The following is a 19,931-nucleotide window of genomic DNA, read 5'->3' on the forward strand; positions in this document are numbered from 1 at the left end:
GCCGCGACAGTCGCCGCTGAAGCGCCTCCCACGGGATGAATAGCGCCCACACGACCCAATACGAGATCCGACCATGCAATTCGCCAACCCTCAGGAAGCCCGCGACTTCCTCGCCGCCCACCCGCAAGTGCGCAGCATCGAGCTGATGCTGATCGACGCCAACGGCATTCCCCGCGGCAAGCTGCTGCACCGCGACGAGCTGCTGGCCATCTACGAGAACGGCCGGCCGCTGCCCAGCTCGATCCTGGCGCTGACCATTCAGGGCGAAGACGTGGAAGAAAGCGGCCTGGTCTGGGAGGTGGCCGACGCCGACTGCTGGACCTATCCGCTGCCCGGCAGCCTGACCCTGCAACCCTGGCGCAGCACACCGACCGGCCAGCTGCAGGTAAGCATGCACCCGACCCAAGGAATGCCTGCTGCGCCGGCCGATCCAAGGCATGTGCTGATCCGCGCCATCGACCGGCTCAAGGCCGACGGTTACCACCCAGTAATGGCGGTGGAGCTGGAGTTCTACCTGCTGGACAAGCAGCGCGACGCCAACGGTCGCCCGCAACCGGCGCTACAAGCCAACGGCGTGCGCCCGCAGGCACCGCAGGTGTATGGCGTGTACGAGCTGGAACAACTGCAGCCCTTCCTTGACGACCTCTACGCCGCCTGCGAAGTGCAGGGCCTGCCGGTGCGCACGGCGATTTCCGAGTACGCCCCCGGCCAGCTCGAACTGACCCTGGAACACCGCTTCGATGCCCTGCAGGCAGTGGATGAAGGCGTGCGCTACAAGCGCCTGGTCAAGGGCGTGGCCAACAAGCACGGGCTGCAAGCCTGCTTTATGGCCAAGCCGTTCGGCGACCAGGCCGGCAACGGCCTGCATATGCACGTCAGCCTGGCCGACGCCGAGGGAAATAACCTGATGGCATCCGAAGACCCTCATGGCACCCCGCTGCTCAAGCATGCCATCGGCGGCATGATGGCGACGCTCAACGACGCCCTGGCGATTTTCTGCCCCAACGCCAACTCGTTCCGCCGCTTCCAGGCCAACAGCTACGCGCCGCTGGCCAAGAGCTGGGGGGTGAACAACCGCACCGTATCCTTCCGCGTACCCGGCGGCCCGTCCAACAGCCGGCATGTCGAACACCGCATCTGCGGCGCCGACGCCAACCCCTATCTGGCAGCCGCGGCGATCCTTTCCGGTATCCATCACGGCATCCAGAACCAAATCGATCCAGGCGAGGAAATCATCGGCAACGGCTATGAACAGGTGCGCGAAACCCTGCCGACCGACTGGCTGACCGCTCTGCGCGCGCTGGAAAACTCCAGCTGGGCCAAACAGGCGCTGGGCGAGGAATTCCTCAAGGTGTTCCTGGCGATCAAATGGAATGAATTTCGCCAGTTTATGGGCGAAGTTGGCGAGCAGGACTGGCGCTGGTACCTGACCCACGCCTGAGTAGCGGTTGACGATTCGCTACGCGTTGCGCCCGGCTGGGCTTACCCGGGCGCAGCAAGCCCCTTGCTTATGGTTTGCCGCAACCAGTACCGTGACGCCCATAGCGCGCAACCTTGCAGCATTTAGCGCGATCAACCCGTCATAGAGTGCCCTATGCAAGCCGGAACCGCCCAGCTGTCGATGACCGTCCTGATGACTCCGGACAACGCCAATTTTTCCGGCAATGTCCACGGCGGCACCCTGCTCAAATACCTCGATGAAGTGGCTTACGCCTGCGCCAGCCGCTATGCCGGCACCTATGTGGTGACGCTTTCAGTGGATCAGGTGATTTTCCTTGAGCCGATTCATGTTGGCGAACTGGTGACCTTTCTCGCGTCGGTCAACTACACCGGGCGTACGTCAATGGAAGTCGGCATCAAGGTGATCACGGAAAATATCCGCGAGCGCTCGGTACGCCATACCAACAGCTGCTTTTTCACCATGGTTGCGGTCGATGAAGAGCGAAAGCCGGTCGTCATCCCCGCCCTGATTCCTGAAACGCCTGACGGCCTGCGCCGCCAGCGGCAAGGCCTGCAACGCCGGCAGATTCGCCACGAACTGCAACAGCGTTACCAGGCGCTTAACGAAGCTGAAGGCTAAATGATCGACCTCTTCGATGTATTTCTGCTGATGCTGTTCGCCACAGCTTGCGCCTGGCTATGGCACGCCCATGGCTTACGCGAACGGGCACTGAGCCTGGTGAAACAGCACTGCGCCAAGGCCGATATCGAGTTGCTCGATGAGAACGTGGCACTGCGCCGGCTCGCCCTGCTGCCCGATGCACGAGGGCGCAAGCGGTTGGCACGGGTTTACGGTTTCGAGTTCACCGTAACCGGGGAACAGCGGCATGTCGGTAGCATCATCATGTTTGGCCAGCAGCTAGGGCGTATTGAGCTGGCCGCCCACCCGTTTCGTGAGCCGCCCACGCCCAGCGCACAGGTGATCGAGATGCAGCAATGGCGCAGCCAGCGGCAGAACCCCGATGAAGACATTACGCCACACTAAAAGCCGCTAGAACGGGGTAGCGCATCACCACCCCGCCCGCCCAAACGCGTAAGCACACAGGTTTACTGGCGCGGCTCAGCGGCGACCAACGCCGCCCAATACAGCAGCACCTGTTGCCATTGCAGGCGGCAGCCATATGTCATCGGCCTATGCAGCCAACGGCATTTCAGCCGATGCCAACGACCCGCCTGCTGATGGCGTCGACATCCCGCCACTAGCCACTGCGGATCAAAACCATCCCACACACCCGCCGTCGTCCAATGGTTTGCCCAGACCTGCGGGGCCACCTCATATTGAAAAATATGCTGTAGCTGCTCAGCGCAAAATCCACTGCCATGCAGTTGTCGGGCGATATAGCGCAGAGTGGGTTCCGTCAGATCGGTGTCCAGCCATAGCTCAGACAGCGCCAGCCAGACCTCTTCGCGACTGACCATCAGCGCTAATCACGCTGCAATAGAAAATGCACCACGCGGGCAGCACTTACGTCCGGTTGCTCCTGCATAAAGCAGTGCCCGCCCGGCATTACATGCGCGCTGACCTGGGCATTGCTGGCGCACCAGCGCGCCACGGACTTGGCCACAAAAGGGTAACTGCGCTGGCCATAAAGCACTTGGGTCGGCGTTGTCACCTTGCCCAATGATGGCCACAGGCGCTTGGGGAAGGAGCTGAAAATATCCGCTTCACGGCTCGGCCGGCACTTCAACTCGACGCCCTTATCACTGTCCTTCAGCGCATGTTGGATATAGGCGGCAAAGGCCTCCTCGGTCCAACCGCGAAACATCCCACGGCCGTGCAAGGCAGCATGCGCAGCGGCGCGATCCGGCCAACTGCTACGACGTTTCAGCGCCTTGCTGGCCATAGTGGTGCGCCGACTCAGGCCGACCACATCGGACAATGCCATCACCCCGATCATCGCCGGGCTGAACAACACCGGGTCAAGCAGCACCGCGCGCTGGAACAGTTGCGGCTGCTGGGCCAGCATCAGGCTGGTCAATACGCCGCCAAAGCTATGGCCCAAGGCAAAGCACGGTGCGCTGCCGAATATCCCACGACCGGCTTCGAAGGCCTCGACCGCCAGCTCGGCGCTGCGATTCCAGCCATGGAAGCGCCCGCCATGATCACTCTCGCCATGGCCCTGCACATCGCACAGCCACAGATCGAAATCCTCGGCCAAGCGCTGTAACAACGGCGTGTAAACCCGCCCGCAGTAACCATTGCCATGCAGAAAATGCAGCACGGGCTTACCCGAAGCCGGCGTATGCCAACCACGCAGGGTGAAGCCGGCAGAGCATTCATGGGACCAAGGTTGAAGATTCATAGCCGGCTCACTGTTTTCTGGCCCGCCAGTTTACTGCGCCGTAAGCCTGCCGCCGAGCTTCGACGAAAAGTCATTTTTAACGCGGTGTAGCAATAACCCGAAGGGTGATTGCTACACATGAAGTGGCATAAAAAATGAGCACCCGCAGGTGCCCGAATGCCCACACTCACCTCCACCTATTGTTGAGCGCGAATAAACCGCTCAAGTAGGGTATTCAATTGCTCGGGTTGATCCAGCGGCGTGGCGTGCCCCGAGTTACTCACCACCTGCAGTTCGGCATTGCGCAGCGCAGCGACATAGGCCTGTTTGTAGGCCAATGGCGTGTAATCACGATCGCCAGCAACGATCAGCATCGGCGTGTCCACGCCATTGACGGCCGGCAACGCCGTCCAGCCAAGAATTGCGCGAATCGCATGCAGGTAGGACACCGGATCGTTTTCACCAATGCGCATGGCGGTGCGGCGGCGCAATTCACTCTGCTCGGCATAAGGAAACAGCTTGCGCGCCAGCAGACGACCCATGGTTTTCAAACCGAGCAGACGGATCAGCGCCAGACGCAGCAGCACCTTGCCGCGCAACGCCCAGGAATCCAGCGGGAAGCTCGGCGCGCTGTTGATCGCCACCAGGCGCCCAACCAGTTCTGGCTGCTGCGCCAACAACTGGAAGCCGACCATACCGCCCATGGAAATGCCCACCAGCACACAGCCTTGAATAGCCTGGAAGCGAATAAACTCACCCACATCCTCCGCCAGTTCGGCCACGCTAACCGGCTCACGCAGGGGCTCGCTGGCACCATGGCCGCGCAGATCGAGGGCGAACACTTCAGCAAAGCGCGACAGTGCCTCAATTTGCGGCTGCCAGTCCTGCCAGGATGAGCCCAGACCATGCAGCAACAGCACCGGTATTCCCTGGCCTTTGCGGATATAGGCGCAGCGGCCACTTTTCAATTGAATATAATGCACGGCCAAACTCCTTCTAATAATAACCAGGGCACTAATTAACCTGCCCTCCTGAACCACTGCGGTTATCAGGAAACAACTAATAAATATATTCAGTTTGCCAACTTAGTTATTACGCTGACGTTTGCCTTATTGCGCCGAAAAATCTAGAATCGGCCTGCTTCGTATAGAGAACTCCTAATGAACAGCATTTCCAGCCCAACTCAGGCTCGCAGTAAAAAAGCCTTAGAACGCTTCCTTAACGTGGCTGCCGAATTGCTTGCGGACAATCGCTTCGAAGACACCGGCATTTCCCAGATTGCGCAACTGGCCGAATCCTCGGTAGGCACTTTCTATCGTCTGCTGGGCGACAAAGACGTGCTGCTCTACGCCGTACACGAGCGCTTTGTTGAGCAAGGCCGCAGCGCTATCGATGCCCTGGTCGCCGACCTCAGCCACAGCGACCTGCCTGTGGCCAAGCAGATCGAGGGGTTTATCCAAGGCATGATCGATCTGTTCGCCGGGCACGAAGGTCTGCTGCGCGCCCTGGTTCGCCGCAGCTCCGCCGATCTGCAATTTCGCCAGCGCTTCCACCAGCTCAATGCCTATATCGGTCAGACCTTCTGTCGCATCGTCCTGACCCGCCAAAGCGAATTCGGCCACCCACAACCGCAACAAGCCGCCGATCTTTCCGCGCATATGCTGCTGGCCAGCATGAATTACCTGACCATGGTTGGGACGCTCGGTGAAACTCCCCGGGAAGTTATCCCCGGAGAACTTTCCACACTCATCTGCAATTATCTGGAAGTTGCCAAACATTAACGTCGGCTGTCCCTGCGTAATTGTGCAGGGGTGAAGTCTGACGGTTTCAGGGCAATATCAAACTGATTGGCGGGTTCTTCATTGGACAACACGCCGATGACATAGCGACCACCGATCAAGTCATATACCGCATCGCCCTTGGTCCAGATCAGCGGCTGGTCATACAGGTTGATCGTATAAGACTCACCGACCCGCCACAGGGTGTCGCGGTTGTCATAGTGATCGACCACCAGGACCTGATAGCTGTCCTCATCGAAATACATATCCCGCTGCTTGTACTGATGACGCATGCCGGCTTTCAGCGTGGCCCGCACATGCCAGACACGGTGCAACTCGTAACGCAGCAAATCCGGGTTGATATGCCCGCGCTTGACGATGTCGCTGTACTTATTGCTCTTGGCCGCCAGGCGATAGCTGTTGTAAGGCACGAAGAGCTCTTTCTTGCCCATCAGTTGCCAGTCGTATTTGTCCGGCGCCCCGGAGAACATGTCGAAGTTGTCCGTGGTGCGCATGCCATCCGATGAAGTGCCGGGGGAGTCATAGGCCACGTTCGGGGCGCGGCGCACCCGGCGTTGGCCCGAAGCGTAGAGCCAGGCCAAACGCGGCTCTTTGACTTGGTTGACGGTCTCATGCACCAGCAGCTCGGTGCCGGCCAGACGCGCAGGAGCCAGTACCGACTGGCGGAAGTAGAAGAGGATATTGCCGTCGCTCTGGCTCTGGTCGCCGGCCGCCTGGTTGAACAGGAACAGGTCTTCGATCTTGGTCATAAAGTAGTCACCACCGGCCTGGGGCACCGCCTGGGCGTAGTAGCGCTTTACGCTGTCACCGCGGTAGCGCACCAAGTGGTTCCACAGCACCTCCAGACCGGACTGCGGCACTGGAAATGGCGTGGCCAGCTTGAAATCGGCGATGCCGTTACCGTTTTCGATCAGCTTGGCCGAGGTCGCATTGTGCTTGGCTGCGGCATACACCTTGTCCGGGTAGGACGCCGAGCGCCTAGTCGGATAAACGTTGAGTTTCCAGCTGTCGCTGAAGCGCGTCAGCATGGCCAACTGACCGGGGCTGAGTTGCTCGCGGTACTGCTGGGCATTGGCCGCGGTGATGCTGAACAGCGGTTGATCGGCAGCGTAAGGGTCACGGTAACCTTGCGCCGAGTCGAAGGCGCTGACGTCGCGGGCCAGGCCGCCGTCCCAGGCCGGGATGGTGCCGGCGGCATTGCCGGCTTTCTCGGCACCGATGGGGGTCAAGTCCTGGCCGAGGCGTGCGGCCTGGACGGCATCCACCTGGGCCTGAGCCAGCGCGCTGCTCAGCAACAAAGTGCCAAACAGACTGGCGCGCAACAATCCTGAAGTCTTCATGGTGATCTCGTCCTAGAAACTGTATTTGATGTTGAAGCCGAGGTAGTCGCGGTCGCTGAGCTTGTTGGCCAAGCCGCCACCGCTGTAGCCAACATATTTGACGCCGACGGCCAGGGACTCCTGATAGATCGCATCGAGGCCCAGCGAGTAGCTTTTGCGCTCTTCCAACAGGCCATTGGTCAGCTGCGGTGCAACGCCGTTGATGCCGTACTGGTAACTGAGGCTGGGCACCAGATTGACCACGTTGAAGACGTTGCTGTAGGTCAGCGACAGGCTGCTTTGCGCCCCCCAGGCACTGGACGTCGCGCCGTAGTAATCGACATCCGACTCCAGGCCCTGTACCCGGCTGCCGACCACCTCCGTCATCAGGGTGGCGGCGTTGGCCCCGAGCAGGTTGTTAAAGCTGTAGATACCCACCAGCGAGGCTTGCCACATGGCCTTCTCTTCGAAGCCATCGAGGCGCGTACCGACCGGCAGGCCTGCCAGGTTGCCCAGCAATGCCGTCGGCAGGTATTCGCCCAAGCCGAGTGCAATCGGCGCATTGGGTCGGTAGCTCAGTTCACCAGCCACCGAAAGGCCATTGAGGAAGCTGTCACCGCCGATACTGGTGTTAAAGCTCAGGCCATAGAGGTGGCGCTTTTCCAGGTATTCGGCGTAGTAGCTGGAGCTGGTCCCAGACGGCAACGCGCCCACCACAGGCAACACCACCGGCTGGCCAACCGTCAAGCCGAGCATCGGCACGTTCATGTTGTAGCGCATGTAATAGAAGCCCAGCTCACTGTCATTCAGCTCCGGCACCATCCAACGCATGGCCACACCAAACTGCGCGGCATCATCGGCTTCTACATCCTTGCCCCGCGAGATATAGGTCGTCGGCAAGTAACCGCGCAGCAGGTCATTGGCGAAGCCTGGGCCCAGGCTATCGGCAAAGGCTTGAGCCTGTTCTGGGCTGTCAAAGGCTTGACCACCGAGCAACGGCTCCTGCAAAGGGGGCAGCATCAGGTAATTGCAACCACCACCGAGCACATCCAGGGTGGAGAAATAGGTGCCACAGGGGTCGATCTTGGTTTCGTCCCAGGCGCTGCCGGGTTGCCAGTAACCTTCGATGGACAGACCGTCGCTCAGCTCGAACGAGGCGTAGCCCATCAGGGTCGGCATATAGGCTTCTTTCAGCTCGGAGCCTGGGGCGCGCAGGGCATTGAGGTCGACCGGGTTGGTTGCGCCAATACCGTTCTGGTAGAACAGCCCTTCACCCCAATTGATCACCTGGCGCCCCAGGCGGACGTTGAGCGCACGGTCAGCCACGGTCCAGCTGCCGTAAACGAATGCATCCAGCAGGTCGACGCTGGAGCCGGCATCGTCCAGCCCCTTATTGGAAATCTCGCGGTGGCGGCGATCATCGTCCTTCAGCTCAAAATCGTAGAAGCCGCGGGCGCGCAGAAAGATGCCGTAGTTGTCCTGAAAATTCAGGTCCATCTCGGTGACCACCTTGGTCACTTCTGAGAACAGCTCACCTTTCTTGTAGTTGAGATTGCCGTCATCGGAGTTGATCAGGCCGCTGTTATCGCCCCTGCCACCATTGGCGCGGGCGATCAGGCGACGATCCTGACTCTCCATGCGGTAATTCACCCCATAAGACAGGGTGGTATCCAACGACAGCGCCCAGTCTCCTGAGCGCGTCTGAAAGGCATCTGCCTGGCTGGCCGCCAGCAATGCCAAGCAACCTGCGGTCCATGCTGATCTCTGTGTCGCCACGACGATCTCCTGCTGTATTGTTTTTATCGGAACCGGAACATCGGTTCCGATAAAGTAGTACCAACGTCTTGTCTTGGCAAGCTCACAAAAGATTTTTCTTCTCGTCGATAGCCGGCGCTAGACCGATCGCCGCGCTACAGCAGGCAGATTTCTTGACTTGGCCAACTTGACGGAATCGGAATTCAGGTTTCTATTTACGTTGCGAATGCAGGGAATCACTTATTACCGTCAGGAGGACGCCTCGATAAAAAACCAATAAGAAACTGGAGACAGCACATGTTTACTGCCAAGCAAAATGTGCGTCGACTGGGCCTGATCGCCCTGTTGACGTGTCTGTTTACAAGCCCCAGTTGGGCCGACTCACCCTGCAGCGAGCGCAAGAAGACCCTGTTGCTGCCCGGCAAGATCAGCTGCAGCCACCAATCGACCTGGATCAATTCTGGCGTTCTGGCGACCCGTAAAGTGATCTACCAACACCCAGCGGGTACCCCGCCGCCGGGAGGTTGGCCAGTGGTGGTGTTCTATCAAGGTTCGTTCTTTGCGCTGGATAATTTCGTTTATTACAGCAATGCCTGGCTGGGCAAGCTGTACAACGAAGGCAAGACCATCAAGACCCTGCTAGACAACGGCTACGCGGTGATTGCCCCCAGCGCACCGGCCGATTTGTTCTGGCACACCAATATCCCCGGTCTGTCAGGTGAGCTATATGAAACCAGTACTGACTTCACCTTCCTCAGCAACCTGTTCCAGGCCATCGACAATGGTCATTTCGGCCCCTTGAACGGCCAGCGTAAGTACGCCACCGGCATCTCCAGCGGCGGCTATAACACCAGTCGCATGGCCGTCAGCTTCCCCGGCCAATTCAAGGCCCTGGTGGTTCACTCCGGCTCCTACGCGACCTGCAGTGGGCCTATCTGCTCGGTACCGAACACCCTGCCAGCCGATCATCCACCGACCTACTTCATCCACGGTTTTGTCGATGCCGTGGTGCCTTGGTGGAGTATGGATATGTACTACGACCGCCTGCTCTATCAGGGCATTCCCACGGGTCGTTACACCCAAGCACTGGGCCAGCATGAATGGTTCGATGCCTCGCCGGGCAAGACCCTGGCCTGGTTTAACGCCTATCCCTGACCACTCAACATGCGGCCGGGTAGAAGCCCGGCCGCACCTTAGGACACCTCAATGAATCATTCATACCTGCGCCAGCTTTGCGCGCTGGCAATTTTTCTCGCTTGCCTCAACAGCTACGCAGCAACCACACAACCGACCATGGCGCTGCAGCAGATACGCCTCGACCTTAGCGGTTCAATGGGCGACTTCTATCTGCTGTACGGGGTCGACAACGACCCGGCACACCTGGCATCAGTGCAGCAACGCATCATCCAGACAGATCAACTGCTTCACCAACTGGATGCTCCCGCTGATGGCGACGGGCTCAATACTTTGCTGCTATTACGTGAACAGTGGCCCGCCTACCGTGCGCTGCTACAAGAACTGGCGAGCAGCCTGCAGCAACAGCTCAGCCCAAGCGGTGGGTCGATTGCCGAACTGATTCAGTTAAATCGCCTGCTGACGAGCCTTAGCGACAGTTTGGACGTCTATTACCAGCAGCCAGATCTAATGACGACACGCAGTCGGGTGCTGGCCATGCAGCTGCAAACCCTTACCACCGATTACCTAGCCCATAGCGTGGGAGCCAATGCCCTCGGCGGGGATAACCCGGCGCTGGATGTGCAGAGCAAAGTCTTTAGCGAGGGCCTGCAGCAACTGCGGCAAAAGTATAAAGACGGCGAGGCGCAGGCGTTGCTGCACAGCATTGAACGCAGATGGCGCTATATCGAACCGTCGCTGCGGTATTACCAAAAGGACAATATCCCCACCCTGGTCAATCGCTACAGCCGACAGATCATCGTCGACCTGGAGCAGCTGCCCACGCTGGCTCAACCGGCCCAAGAGGCCCTACTGCAATAACCGGCAAAGTGGCCTCACAGCAAGCACTGGGCAAACTCCACCTGCAATGCGGCGATGTCCTGCGCTTCGTTAAAGATCAGCTCCAGCCGCGAGTCCGTGCGCCATTCGCTGTTTTGCCAATGCAACGCCTGACCGTTCAGGGCGTTGGCGGATAGCCAGCCGGCGTTGGAGTGCAGCACCAGCTTGGCGCGGCGCCAAGACAGGTTGCTCAGCCACTGCTGCACGCGCATCAGCTCAAACTGCTGGCTGGGGTGCCAGCGCCAACCGATGCTCCAGCCTTCGGCCTGTTGCTGAACCTGGCAGATTGGCTCGCTCGGGCTGCGCCACAGCAGCGGCAATGCCTTAGCGGCGGGCGGCAAATCATCCAAGGTGCTGCCCGCCTGGGCCTGAGCATTAACGCCGGGTAATTGCGCCAGCGGCAGTACGCCTTGGCTCGTCCAATACAGCGGCCGCGCCGGCAGCTGCGCTTGGATTCGCGCTTTTGCGGCCTGATCGAGCCCTTCAGCCTTGTTCAGCACTAATAAGCCGGCGCGACCAAGCGTCGCCTGTTGGCTATCGGGCAGCGTCTCACCTGCGGCCAGGGCCTGGGCGTCCAGCACCAGCAGCGGTTCCTGCACCGTCAGCACCCCAGCCCAGGGCGCTTCGCGCAGTTGCTCCAGTAATTGCAAGGGATGACCCAGGCCAGATGGCTCGATCAAGAGTCGATCCGGCCTGGCCTGACGTAATAGACGACTTAGCCCGACCTGAAACGGCACGCCGTTGACGCAGCACAGGCAACCACCGGCCACTTCGCCGAGAGCCACGCCATCGTCATCAGTGGTCAGCAGCGCGGCATCCAGACCAATCAAGCCAAATTCGTTGATCAACACCGCCCAGCGTTCGGTCGGCGGGCGCTGCGCCAGCAAATTACGGATCAAGCTGGTCTTGCCCGCACCAAGCGGCCCGGCAATCACATGGGTGGGGATATTTTTCAGCATGATCGGCGTTTGCACTGTCTATCAGAGAGAAGAATTTGGCTGCCGCCATTCTAGCGGCGCCTGTGTGCGATCCCAACGTAGCCCGCAGACTGATTAAACCCTGCATGCTAGAGTCGCCGGCATATTTTTCGAGGGTCAATTGATGCGCGCTTTTCTGCTGCTGAGCCTGTTTGCACTGTCCGGCCAGGCCTGGGGCGAAGCCTGCGTGGTGCATAGCCAGGCCGAGCGCCTGGATGTGAAGGTCTGCCAGCAGAACCGCAGCATCCCGCCCAACCTGTTTCGCACCGGCTTCTGCAAGCCGCAGCTGCAAGGCCAGAAGGTCGCGGTGGAGTTTGTGGAGCAATGCCCGACGGGGTCCTTTGGCGTTTGCCGCAATGCCACCGTTGGCGGCACGCCCTACCAACAGGATGTGCATTACTACGGCGTGGCCAGTGATGCCACCTACCTCAAACCCTTCTGCGAGAAACAGAGCAGAGGGGTGTGGATGGCGCGCTAAATAAGCTTCATCAAAGCGTCATCACTCCTATGGTTTAGTGGCCCTATACCTCACCCCTGCATGCCGGCTCACGCCCCGACATGCTTTTCTGGTGCTTAGGGCTGCCATAATCTGCAGCCTATTTTTTTGCCTGCAATTCAGGCCAACCAATCCAGCGTCAGCAACAAGCGCCGCTCACCAGCTGGTGGTTGCGGCGAGCGGTGGATCAAGCCGCCGCCCTCGTTGCCGATCCATTTTTCGCCCTTGGCCAGCAGCACATGCCCACTCGTAGCGCGCTGGATCAGCGTGGCGTCACTGGGCTCGGCGACCGGATCACCGAGGCGCCGGCGTGCCATCACGCCTTCTTCCAGCCACTCACTGCCTACCCCGGCGTAGCTGGTGATCAGCCGCACCGGTACATGGTCGACATGAAAGCGCGGGCACATGGCCTTGTCGAGAATGCGCAGGCGCAGGCCGATGCGTTTGGCGTCGAACAGGCAAGCAAAGGCGCTGACCAGCCAGCTGACGTCCTGCACAAAAGCCGCCTGGCCCGGCAGATCGCTGTAGCCATCGACCAAGCCACTGAGGTTCGGCGTGCTCTCCGGGTTGGCCAGCTCCAGCACGATGGAGTGCCCCAGCGACGAGCCTTCGGCCAACAAGGCGCTGGCGAAATCACTGATTTGCGTCGGCAACTGGCGCTGCCAAACCGCCAGATTGATCTCTTCACGCAGCACCTCACTGAGCACTTCAATCTGCTCGCTGCGTACCTGCTGCAACGGCTGACGCAACACAGGCGCCAGCATCAGGCCGCCTCCTCATGCCAAGGGCCGAACGGGTCAGGCAGCGCCCGCCAGGCGTCCGCGCCCAAATCCATTTCCGCATCGGTCAGCAGGCAGGCATCCAGCTCTGCGGTCAACTGAGTGAAGTCGATGTTCTGGCCGATAAACACCAGCTCCTGGCGGCAGTCGCCGGTCTGCGCTTGCCAGTTTTTCATAATCGACTGCAGCCCTTCATCGTCCTGCGGCCACTGGTCTTTCGGGACAAAACGCCACCAACGCCCGGCAAAACCATGACGCATCAGGCCACCGGCCTGCGACCAGCTGCCGGCCTCCTGGTACTTGCTGGCTAACCAGAAAAAGCCCTTGCTGCGCAGCAGGCGGCCATTGCTCCACTCGCGGTTGATAAAGTTGAAGAACCGCTCGGGATGCAGCGGCTTGCGCGCACGGTAGGCGCTGGAAGCGATGCCGTATTCCTCGGTTTCCGGCACATGCTCACCGCGCAGCTCTTTAAGCCAGCCGGGCGCCTGGGCAGCACGTTCGAAGTCGAAGCGACCGGTATTGAGGATCTTGTCTAGCGGCACCGCGCCCATGGCCATCGGCACAATTTCGGCGTGGGTATTCAAGCCCTTGAGGATAGCCATCAGCTCTTCGCGCTCGACACTGCTGATCAGGTCGATCTTACTGATTAGCAGTACATCGGCGAATTCCACCTGCTCGATCAGCAGGTCGGTGATTGAGCGCTCATCTTCGTCGCCCAAGGTTTCGCCACGGCTGGCCAGGCTCTCGGCCTCATGGAAATCACGCAGAAAGTTCACCCCGTCGACCACCGTCACCATGCAGTCCAGGCGCGCCACATCGGCCAGGCTCTGGCCATCCTCACCACGGAAGGTAAAGGTCTCAGCCACTGGCAGCGGCTCGGAAATGCCGGTGGACTCGATCAGCAAATAATCGAAACGGCCATCGCGAGCCAGGCGACCAACTTCTTCCAGCAAATCCTCACGCAAGGTGCAGCAGATGCAGCCGTTGCTCATCTCCACAAGCTTTTCTTCGGCGCGGTTCAAGCTGACATCACGCTGAACTTCGCTGCCATCGATATTGATCTCGCTCATATCGTTGACGATCACCGCTACTTTCAAGCCTTGGCGGTTTTTCAGAATGGCATTGAGCAAGGTGCTTTTACCGGCCCCGAGAAAGCCGGACAACACGGTGACGGGAAGACGATTGGTCATGGTTTCAGGCTCCATCATTGGTCGGTGTGACGCAGGTGTTTTTCCCGCTGTTCCTGGTGTTCTTTGGCTTCGATGCACAGGCTCGCGGTGGGCCGCAGCAGTAAGCGCTTGAGGCCAATCGGTTCACCGGTTTCGCGGCACCAGCCGTATTCGCCACGAGCCAGGCGGTCGAGGGCTTCGTCGATCTTGTCGAGTAGCTTTTTTTCTCGCTCCAATAGGCGTAGCTGCCATTGGCGACGCTCTTCGGCGCTACCAATGTCGGCGGGATCGCTGCTGGTTTCGCGCTCGCGCAAGCCTTCGAACTCGTCAGCAATGCGCGTTTGCAGTTCGCCGCGCTGGTTGAGAAGCAGCGTGCGGAAGAACTGCTGCTGCGCGGTGTTCATATAGTCATCCGCCGGCTGGGCGAGCAGCTCGGCGTGGGTGAGCGGCATTTCGATCATTGTCAGGATTCGCTGGTTTTGTAATTTACTTGTTATAACATAACATTTAAATCCATAACCGAGCGGCAGATTTCTGATGAACGCACTGACCTTGCCGGACATAGCCACGCAAATACCTGCCCATGAACAGGCTCTGGACTGGGTCGGCATGCAGGGCATAGCGCTGCCGATCAACCTGGCCGGGCAACGCACCAATACTCGCGCCGATGTCGGGGTCAGCCTGGATGATGGCAATGCCCGCGGCATTCATATGTCGCGCCTCTACCTGGCATTGCATGCGCTGGAGCACAACGCGCTGAACCCGGCGACGCTGCAGCAACTGCTGGGCGAGTTTCTCGACAGCCACCAGGGCCTGTCGCAGCAAGCCTCCATTACCTTGCGCGGCGAGACCCTGCTCAGTCGTCCAGCACTGGTCAGCCCCCTCGCCGGCTGGAAGGCCTACCCCTTCGAAGTGCGTGCACGTCAGGATTCATGGGGGTTTCACGTGGAACTACAGGTAGAAGTGGCCTATTCATCAACCTGCCCCTGCTCCGCCGCATTGGCGCGCCAGCTGATTCAGCAACGCTTTATCGAGGACTTCGCCAACCAACCCTTGGATCACGCACACCTGCTGGCTTGGCTCGGCTCGTCCCAAGGCATCGTCGCCACCCCGCACAGCCAGCGCAGCTACGCCACCCTGCAAGTACGCCTGCACGAGGACTGCGCTGAGCTGCCGCTGGTTGAGTTGATCGACGCCGCCGAACAGGCCCTCGGCACTGCCGTGCAAACCGCTGTAAAGCGTGCCGATGAACAGGCTTTCGCCCTGGCCAACGGGCAAAACCTAATGTTCTGCGAAGACGCCGCCCGCCGGCTGCACAGCGCATTGCGCGAACAAACTGCATTCAACGCCTTTCACCTGCGCGTGGTACATGCCGAAAGCCTGCACGCCCACGATGCTGTCGCTGTCAGCCGCTGGAACTGGAGCAAGACATGATCCACTGCCACAACCTGCAGTGGGGTCCAGGCGGGCGGGCCCTGACGCCGCCTTTAAACCTGCACCTGGCACGCGCCAGCTTAACGGGCGTGATCGGCGCTAACGGCTGCGGCAAAAGCAGCCTGCTCAAGGTCATTGCCGGCATCCAGCAACCGCTGCGCGGCGCTATCGAACTCACGGTGCCGCGTCTGGGTGGGGTTGCCTACTTGGTACAACAGCAGGCGCTGGACCGGCAATTCCCGATCAAACTGCACGATCTGGTCAGCGCCGGTTTATGGCGCAGCCCGCTTAATCGCCAGCAGCGTCAGACGCGCCTGGAGCAAGCCTTGGCCGACTGGGGCTTGCTCGATTTGCAACAGCACAGCCTGCAGGCGTTGTCCGGTGGCGAATTACAACGCGCCCTGCTCGCCCGCCTGAGCCTGACCGACGCCCAGGTGCTGCTGCTAGACGAACCCGAAGCCGCGCTGGATGAGCACGGCCTGGTCCTGCTTTGGCAGCACATTCAGCGTTGGCATACACAAGGCCGCACGCAAATCGTCGTCAGCCACTCCATCAGCAATATGAGTCAGCACCTGGATAACGCCTTGCTGGTGTCGCGCAGCGGCTGCATTTTTGCGCCTATTCGCGAGCTGATGGGTCAGCGTTCATCGCTGGAGCAAGTGGCGTGAGCCTGGAGCTGCTCTGGAGTCCCTTTGTCGAATTCGCCTTTATGCGCCGTGCGCTGGTTGGCGGTGTGGCGCTGGCCGTGAGTGCCGGGCCGCTGGGCGTATTTCTGGTATTGCGCCGTTTAAGCCTGATGGGCGACGCCATCGCCCACGGCATTCTGCCCGGAGCCGCCGTAGGCTTCTGGCTGTTTGGCCTGAGCCTACCGGCATTGACGCTCGGCGGCTTAGTCGCAGGCCTTGGCATGGCGGGTATCGCGGCGTGGGTCACACGACGCACCGGCCTGCGTGAAGACGCTAGTTTGGCCGCCATCTACCCGATTTCCCTGGCCAGCGGCGTGCTACTGCTAGGCCTGGCCGGCAACAAACTCGACCTGCTGCACCTGTTGTTCGGCTCGGTGCTGGCCGTGGACCCACCCACCCTGAACGGCATGCTGCTGGTGTCCGTCGGCAGCCTGCTGCTACTCGCCCTGATCTATCGCTGGTTGCTGATGGACAGCCTCGATCCGTTGTTTCTCGCGGGCGTCAGCCGCTTCGGACCCTTGGCCTATGGGCTGTTTCTGACGTTGGTGGTGCTCAACCTAGTGGTCGGCTTTCAGGCCATCGGCGCGTTGATGGTGGTTGGCCTGATGATGCTACCGGCCGCTGCCGCACGCTTCTGGAGCCGCCACCTGCCGCGCATGTTGCTGCTCGCCGCACTCACCGGCGCGGTCTGCGTGTGGCTCGGCCTGCTGCTGTCGTATTACGCCAATCTGCCCAGCGGGCCGTGCATCGTGTTGCTCGCCGGCCTGGCCTATGTCTGCTCCGTATTGCTCGGGCCACTGAATGGCCTGCTGCGCCGCCAACCCCATTTATCTCCCGCCCACTAAGGAACAACCATGCGCATCCTGATTGCCCTGCTAACCCTAAGCCTTAGCCTTTTCGCTAACGCAGATGAAAAACTCAAGGTTGTTACCAGCTTCAGCATTTTGGCCGACATTACCCAACAAATTGCCGGAGATAAGCTCGAACTTCACAACCTTGTCGGCGCCGATGCCGATGCTCACGTCTACCAGCCCAGCACCGACGATGCTAAAGCAGTCTTCGCGGCCGATCTGATTATCGCCAACGGATTGGGATTTGAGCCCTGGCTGGCGCGCTTGATCGACAGCAGCGAAGCTCCTGGCAAGCGCATTGATGCCAGCGCCGGCGTGCTGCCGCTAATGCTTGATGAAGAGGGACAGCGGGTGGCCGACCCGCATGCCTGGCAGAACCTGGCCAACGCCGAAATTTACGTGCGCAACATCGCCAACACACTGAGCCAGATCGATACGGCCAATGCCGAGTATTACGCTTACCGCAGTGAGGCCTACATCAGCCAGATCCGCGTCCTGCTGAGTGAGGCCCGCCGCAGCCTGGGCCAATTACCGCCGGCCCAACGCACCATCATCACCAGTCACGACGCCTTCGGTTATTTGGGCCAGGCCTATGGCCTGAATTTCATTGCCCCCCAGGGGCTGTCCACCGAAGACGAACCCTCGGCCGCCGAAGTGGCAGCATTGATCCGCCAGATTCGCACCGATGGCGTGCGCGCGGTGTTCGTTGAAAACATCCGCGACCCGCGCCTGATCCAGCAGATCGCCGCTGAAGGCGGCGCCAAGGTCGGCGGCACTCTGTATTCCGATGCCCTGGCCAGCGCAGGCCCTGCCAGCAGCTACCTGGGCATGTTCAAGCACAACCTCGACACCCTACTGGCCGCACTTAAGCCATGAGCCTGTGGCTTGCGCTGGAACAAGCCGGGCTGGGCGACAGTCGCCCGTTCAGTGAGGTGCTGGATGCCATCCCTTGGAATGCCGACGGCCTGATCGCCGCCATCGCCCAGCAACATGACAGCGGCGAAGTGCTGATGCTGGCCTGGATCAACCGCACCGCACTGGAAGAGACCCTCGCCAGCGGTCAAGTCTGCTACTGGTCGCGCTCGCGCCAGCAACTGTGGCGCAAGGGCGAAACCAGCGGCCACCGCCAACGGCTGGTCGAAGCGCGCCTGGACTGCGACGGCGACGCCGTGCTGCTACTTGTTGAGCAGGATGGACCGGCCTGTCACACCGGTCGCCCTAATTGCTTCTACAACGCCATCCGCGCCGAGCGGGTGTGCGTAATCAGCGTGGCGCAATGAAGCGCGTATTGATCGGTGTGGTGCGCCTTTATCAGTACCTGATCAGCCCCTTACTCGGGGCGCCCTGCCGCTTCCACCCGAGCTGTTCGCACTACGCCATCGAAGCGATTGAACGCCATGGCGCGCTGCGCGGCAGCTGGCTGGCTCTGCGCCGGTTGTTGCGCTGCCAACCCTGGTATCCGGGTGGCTACGACCCGGTGCCGCCCACTCGCCACTGTATTGAGAAGCATCGCCATGACTGACCTGCTGATTCGCAACGCGCGCCTGATCAACGAAGGCCGCGAGTTCGACGCCGATCTACGGGTGCATAACGGCCGCATTGAGAAAATCGCCAGCAGCCTTACCGGCCTCAACGCCAAGGTCGAGATTGAGGCCGCCGGGCAGTTTTTGCTGCCAGGGATGATCGACGATCAAGTGCATTTTCGCGACCCCGGCGCGCCGCATAAAGGCAGCTTCGCCACCGAATCGCGGGCGGCAGTGGCCGGCGGCATCACCAGCGTGATGGATATGCCCAACACCACCCCGCCGACCCTCAACCTGGATGCCCTGGAAGCCAAGGAACGCCGCGCCGCGAGCTGCTCCAAAGCCAACTTCGGCTTCCACTTTGGCGTCAGCCACGAGAACCTCGACATCGTCGCCGCCCTCGACCCCAACCGCGTGGCAGCAGTGAAGGTGTTTATGGGGGCCAGCACCGGCAATATGCTGGTCGACGACCTGCCCTCGCTGGAGCGGCTGTTCCGTGATTGCCCGACCCTCATCCTGACGCACTGCGAACACACGCCACGCATCCGCGAACGCGAACTGCAGTGGCAAGCGCAGTATGGCGAGTACATTGCGCCCGACCAGCACCCACTGATTCGTGATGCCGAGGCCTGCTACCAGTCTTCCAGCCTCGCGGTCAGTCTGGCGCAACGCTTTGATACCCAATTGCACGTGCTGCACATCACCAGCGCCCGCGAACTTAGCCTGTTCCAGCCCGGTCCGTTGGCCGGCAAGCGGATCACCGCCGAAGTCTGTGCGCATCATCTGTGCTTTGACGACCGCGATTACGCGGCGCTCGGCCACCTGATCAAATGCAACCCGGCGATCAAAACCCAGGCCGACCGCGACGCCCTGCGCCAGGCGCTGCTCTGCGGACGACTGGACATCATCGGCACCGACCACGCCCCGCACACCTTGGAAGAAAAGCAGCGACCTTACCTACAAGCCCCATCCGGCCTGCCGCTGGTGCAACACGCTCTGCCGGCGCTGCTGGAACTGGTGGCCGACGGCCTGTTGCCACTGACCACCTTGGTAGAGAAAACCAGCCATGCGGTGGCCCAACGCTTTGCTATCGAGCAACGCGGCTACTTACGCGAAGGCTACTGGGCCGACCTGACGCTGATCGAGCGCCTACGTGAACCGCGCCCGGTAGAAGCCGACCCGACACTCGCCCATTGCGGCTGGACGCCCTTCCAGGGACGCGCCTTCCGCCATGCCGTGCGCAGCACCATCGTCTCCGGCCAACTGGCCTGGCACAACGGCCAGGTGCAGGACGACTGCGAGGGCTTGCCGCTGCGCTATAGACGCGGCTGACAAGAGCTTGAAGACG

At 60.6% G+C, this 19,931-nt stretch carries 23 protein-coding genes; 14 read left to right on the forward strand and 9 right to left on the reverse strand.

Annotated elements, in window-relative coordinates:
* Positions 1 to 73: 73 nt before the first annotated feature.
* From D8779_RS07100 to D8779_RS07110, 3 genes are all read left to right on the forward strand, one after another.
* Positions 74 to 1,441 (forward strand): glutamine synthetase family protein, encoded by a 1,368-nt coding sequence (locus D8779_RS07100; protein WP_136663724.1) that lies wholly within the window; start codon positions 74 to 76, stop codon positions 1,439 to 1,441.
* A gap of 153 nt (positions 1,442 to 1,594) precedes the next feature.
* Complete coding sequence (locus D8779_RS07105; protein WP_136663725.1) at positions 1,595 to 2,080, forward strand: acyl-CoA thioesterase; 486 nt, start codon at positions 1,595 to 1,597, stop codon at positions 2,078 to 2,080.
* Positions 2,081 to 2,485 (forward strand): DUF3301 domain-containing protein, encoded by a 405-nt coding sequence (locus D8779_RS07110; RefSeq protein WP_136663726.1) that lies wholly within the window; start codon positions 2,081 to 2,083, stop codon positions 2,483 to 2,485.
* A gap of 62 nt (positions 2,486 to 2,547) precedes the next feature.
* On the opposite strand, the gene D8779_RS07115 is transcribed toward D8779_RS07110, so the two are convergent.
* The 3 genes from D8779_RS07115 to D8779_RS07125 all read right to left on the reverse strand — a co-directional run bounded on the left by D8779_RS07115 (position 2,548) and on the right by D8779_RS07125 (position 4,765).
* Entirely contained in the window at positions 2,548 to 2,919 is a 372-nt protein-coding gene (locus tag D8779_RS07115; protein ID WP_240789694.1) for a DUF7079 family protein, read from the reverse strand.
* Positions 2,920 to 2,924: 5 nt separating this feature from the next.
* Positions 2,925 to 3,803 carry an alpha/beta fold hydrolase gene (locus tag D8779_RS07120; RefSeq protein WP_136663728.1) on the reverse strand — a complete coding sequence of 293 codons (879 nt, stop codon included), beginning with the start codon at positions 3,801 to 3,803 and terminating at the stop codon, positions 2,925 to 2,927.
* A gap of 176 nt (positions 3,804 to 3,979) precedes the next feature.
* A complete protein-coding gene (locus D8779_RS07125; protein WP_167492536.1) occupies positions 3,980 to 4,765 on the reverse strand; it encodes an alpha/beta fold hydrolase in 786 nt (261 codons plus the stop codon).
* A gap of 177 nt (positions 4,766 to 4,942) precedes the next feature.
* On the opposite strand from D8779_RS07125, the gene D8779_RS07130 reads away from it, so the two are divergent.
* Entirely contained in the window at positions 4,943 to 5,563 is a 621-nt protein-coding gene (locus tag D8779_RS07130) for a TetR/AcrR family transcriptional regulator (protein ID WP_136663730.1), read from the forward strand.
* On the opposite strand, the gene D8779_RS07135 is transcribed toward D8779_RS07130, so the two are convergent.
* Both D8779_RS07135 and D8779_RS07140 read right to left on the reverse strand, forming a co-directional pair.
* Positions 5,560 to 6,921: a DUF1329 domain-containing protein gene (locus D8779_RS07135; RefSeq protein WP_136663731.1), complete on the reverse strand. Its 1,362-nt coding sequence runs from the start codon at positions 6,919 to 6,921 to the stop codon at positions 5,560 to 5,562. The genes D8779_RS07130 and D8779_RS07135 overlap by 4 nt on opposite strands.
* A 12-nt stretch (positions 6,922 to 6,933) precedes the next feature.
* Entirely contained in the window at positions 6,934 to 8,676 is a 1,743-nt protein-coding gene (locus D8779_RS07140; protein ID WP_167492537.1) for a DUF1302 domain-containing protein, read from the reverse strand.
* 276 nt (positions 8,677 to 8,952) lie between these two features.
* On the opposite strand from D8779_RS07140, the gene D8779_RS07145 reads away from it, so the two are divergent.
* Together D8779_RS07145 and D8779_RS07150 are read left to right on the forward strand one after the other, a co-directional pair.
* Entirely contained in the window at positions 8,953 to 9,810 is an 858-nt protein-coding gene (locus D8779_RS07145; protein ID WP_240789695.1) for an extracellular medium-chain-length polyhydroxyalkanoate depolymerase, read from the forward strand.
* Positions 9,811 to 9,861: 51 nt separating this feature from the next.
* On the forward strand, positions 9,862 to 10,650 hold the full coding sequence (locus D8779_RS07150; protein WP_136663733.1) for a hypothetical protein: 789 nt from the start codon (positions 9,862 to 9,864) through the stop codon (positions 10,648 to 10,650).
* Between the two features lie 14 nt (positions 10,651 to 10,664).
* On the opposite strand, the gene D8779_RS07155 is transcribed toward D8779_RS07150, so the two are convergent.
* Entirely contained in the window at positions 10,665 to 11,627 is a 963-nt protein-coding gene (locus D8779_RS07155) for a CobW family GTP-binding protein (RefSeq protein WP_136663734.1), read from the reverse strand.
* A gap of 142 nt (positions 11,628 to 11,769) precedes the next feature.
* Between D8779_RS07155 and D8779_RS07160 the strand changes: the two genes are divergently transcribed.
* Complete coding sequence (locus D8779_RS07160) at positions 11,770 to 12,123, forward strand: NADH:ubiquinone oxidoreductase (protein WP_136663735.1); 354 nt, start codon at positions 11,770 to 11,772, stop codon at positions 12,121 to 12,123.
* A 137-nt stretch (positions 12,124 to 12,260) separates the two neighbouring features.
* Here D8779_RS07160 and D8779_RS07165 read toward each other — a convergent pair whose 3' ends face one another.
* Genes D8779_RS07165 through dksA form a run of 3 tightly spaced genes read right to left on the reverse strand, consistent with a single transcriptional unit; the run spans position 12,261 to position 14,541 of the window.
* A complete protein-coding gene (locus tag D8779_RS07165) occupies positions 12,261 to 12,905 on the reverse strand; it encodes a DUF1826 domain-containing protein (RefSeq protein WP_136663736.1) in 645 nt (214 codons plus the stop codon).
* A complete protein-coding gene (zigA, locus tag D8779_RS07170; protein WP_136663737.1) occupies positions 12,905 to 14,110 on the reverse strand; it encodes a zinc metallochaperone GTPase ZigA in 1,206 nt (401 codons plus the stop codon). The genes D8779_RS07165 and zigA overlap by 1 nt, the downstream gene beginning before the upstream one ends.
* A gap of 14 nt (positions 14,111 to 14,124) precedes the next feature.
* A complete protein-coding gene (gene dksA / locus D8779_RS07175; RefSeq protein WP_136664455.1) occupies positions 14,125 to 14,541 on the reverse strand; it encodes an RNA polymerase-binding protein DksA in 417 nt (138 codons plus the stop codon).
* A gap of 85 nt (positions 14,542 to 14,626) precedes the next feature.
* Here dksA and folE2 point away from each other — a divergent pair, with 85 nt between their 5' ends.
* From folE2 to D8779_RS07210, 7 genes are read left to right on the forward strand one after another with little or no spacing between them, the layout of a single operon-like run.
* Entirely contained in the window at positions 14,627 to 15,523 is an 897-nt protein-coding gene (gene folE2 / locus D8779_RS07180; protein ID WP_136663738.1) for a GTP cyclohydrolase FolE2, read from the forward strand.
* Positions 15,520 to 16,191, forward strand: coding sequence for a metal ABC transporter ATP-binding protein (locus D8779_RS07185; RefSeq protein ID WP_136663739.1), 672 nt, complete (start codon positions 15,520 to 15,522; stop codon positions 16,189 to 16,191). Before folE2 ends, D8779_RS07185 begins: the two co-directional genes overlap by 4 nt.
* 41 nt (positions 16,192 to 16,232) lie before the next feature.
* The gene (locus tag D8779_RS07190; RefSeq protein WP_136664456.1) at positions 16,233 to 17,054 is read left to right on the forward strand and encodes a metal ABC transporter permease; all 822 of its coding nucleotides are present in this window, start codon (positions 16,233 to 16,235) and stop codon (positions 17,052 to 17,054) included.
* Positions 17,055 to 17,063: 9 nt separating this feature from the next.
* Positions 17,064 to 17,936, forward strand: coding sequence for a metal ABC transporter substrate-binding protein (locus D8779_RS07195; RefSeq protein ID WP_090241055.1), 873 nt, complete (start codon positions 17,064 to 17,066; stop codon positions 17,934 to 17,936).
* Positions 17,933 to 18,340: a phosphoribosyl-AMP cyclohydrolase gene (gene hisI, locus D8779_RS07200; protein ID WP_136663740.1), complete on the forward strand. Its 408-nt coding sequence runs from the start codon at positions 17,933 to 17,935 to the stop codon at positions 18,338 to 18,340. The genes D8779_RS07195 and hisI overlap by 4 nt, the downstream gene beginning before the upstream one ends.
* Positions 18,337 to 18,582 (forward strand): membrane protein insertion efficiency factor YidD, encoded by a 246-nt coding sequence (yidD, locus tag D8779_RS07205; RefSeq protein ID WP_136663741.1) that lies wholly within the window; start codon positions 18,337 to 18,339, stop codon positions 18,580 to 18,582. The genes hisI and yidD overlap by 4 nt, the downstream gene beginning before the upstream one ends.
* Positions 18,575 to 19,915, forward strand: coding sequence for a dihydroorotase (locus D8779_RS07210; protein ID WP_136663742.1), 1,341 nt, complete (start codon positions 18,575 to 18,577; stop codon positions 19,913 to 19,915). The genes yidD and D8779_RS07210 overlap by 8 nt, the downstream gene beginning before the upstream one ends.
* Positions 19,916 to 19,931 lie beyond the last annotated feature (16 nt).

The sequence above is a fragment of the Pseudomonas leptonychotis genome (genome assembly GCF_004920405.1).
GTDB lineage: Bacteria > Pseudomonadota > Gammaproteobacteria > Pseudomonadales > Pseudomonadaceae > Aquipseudomonas > Aquipseudomonas leptonychotis.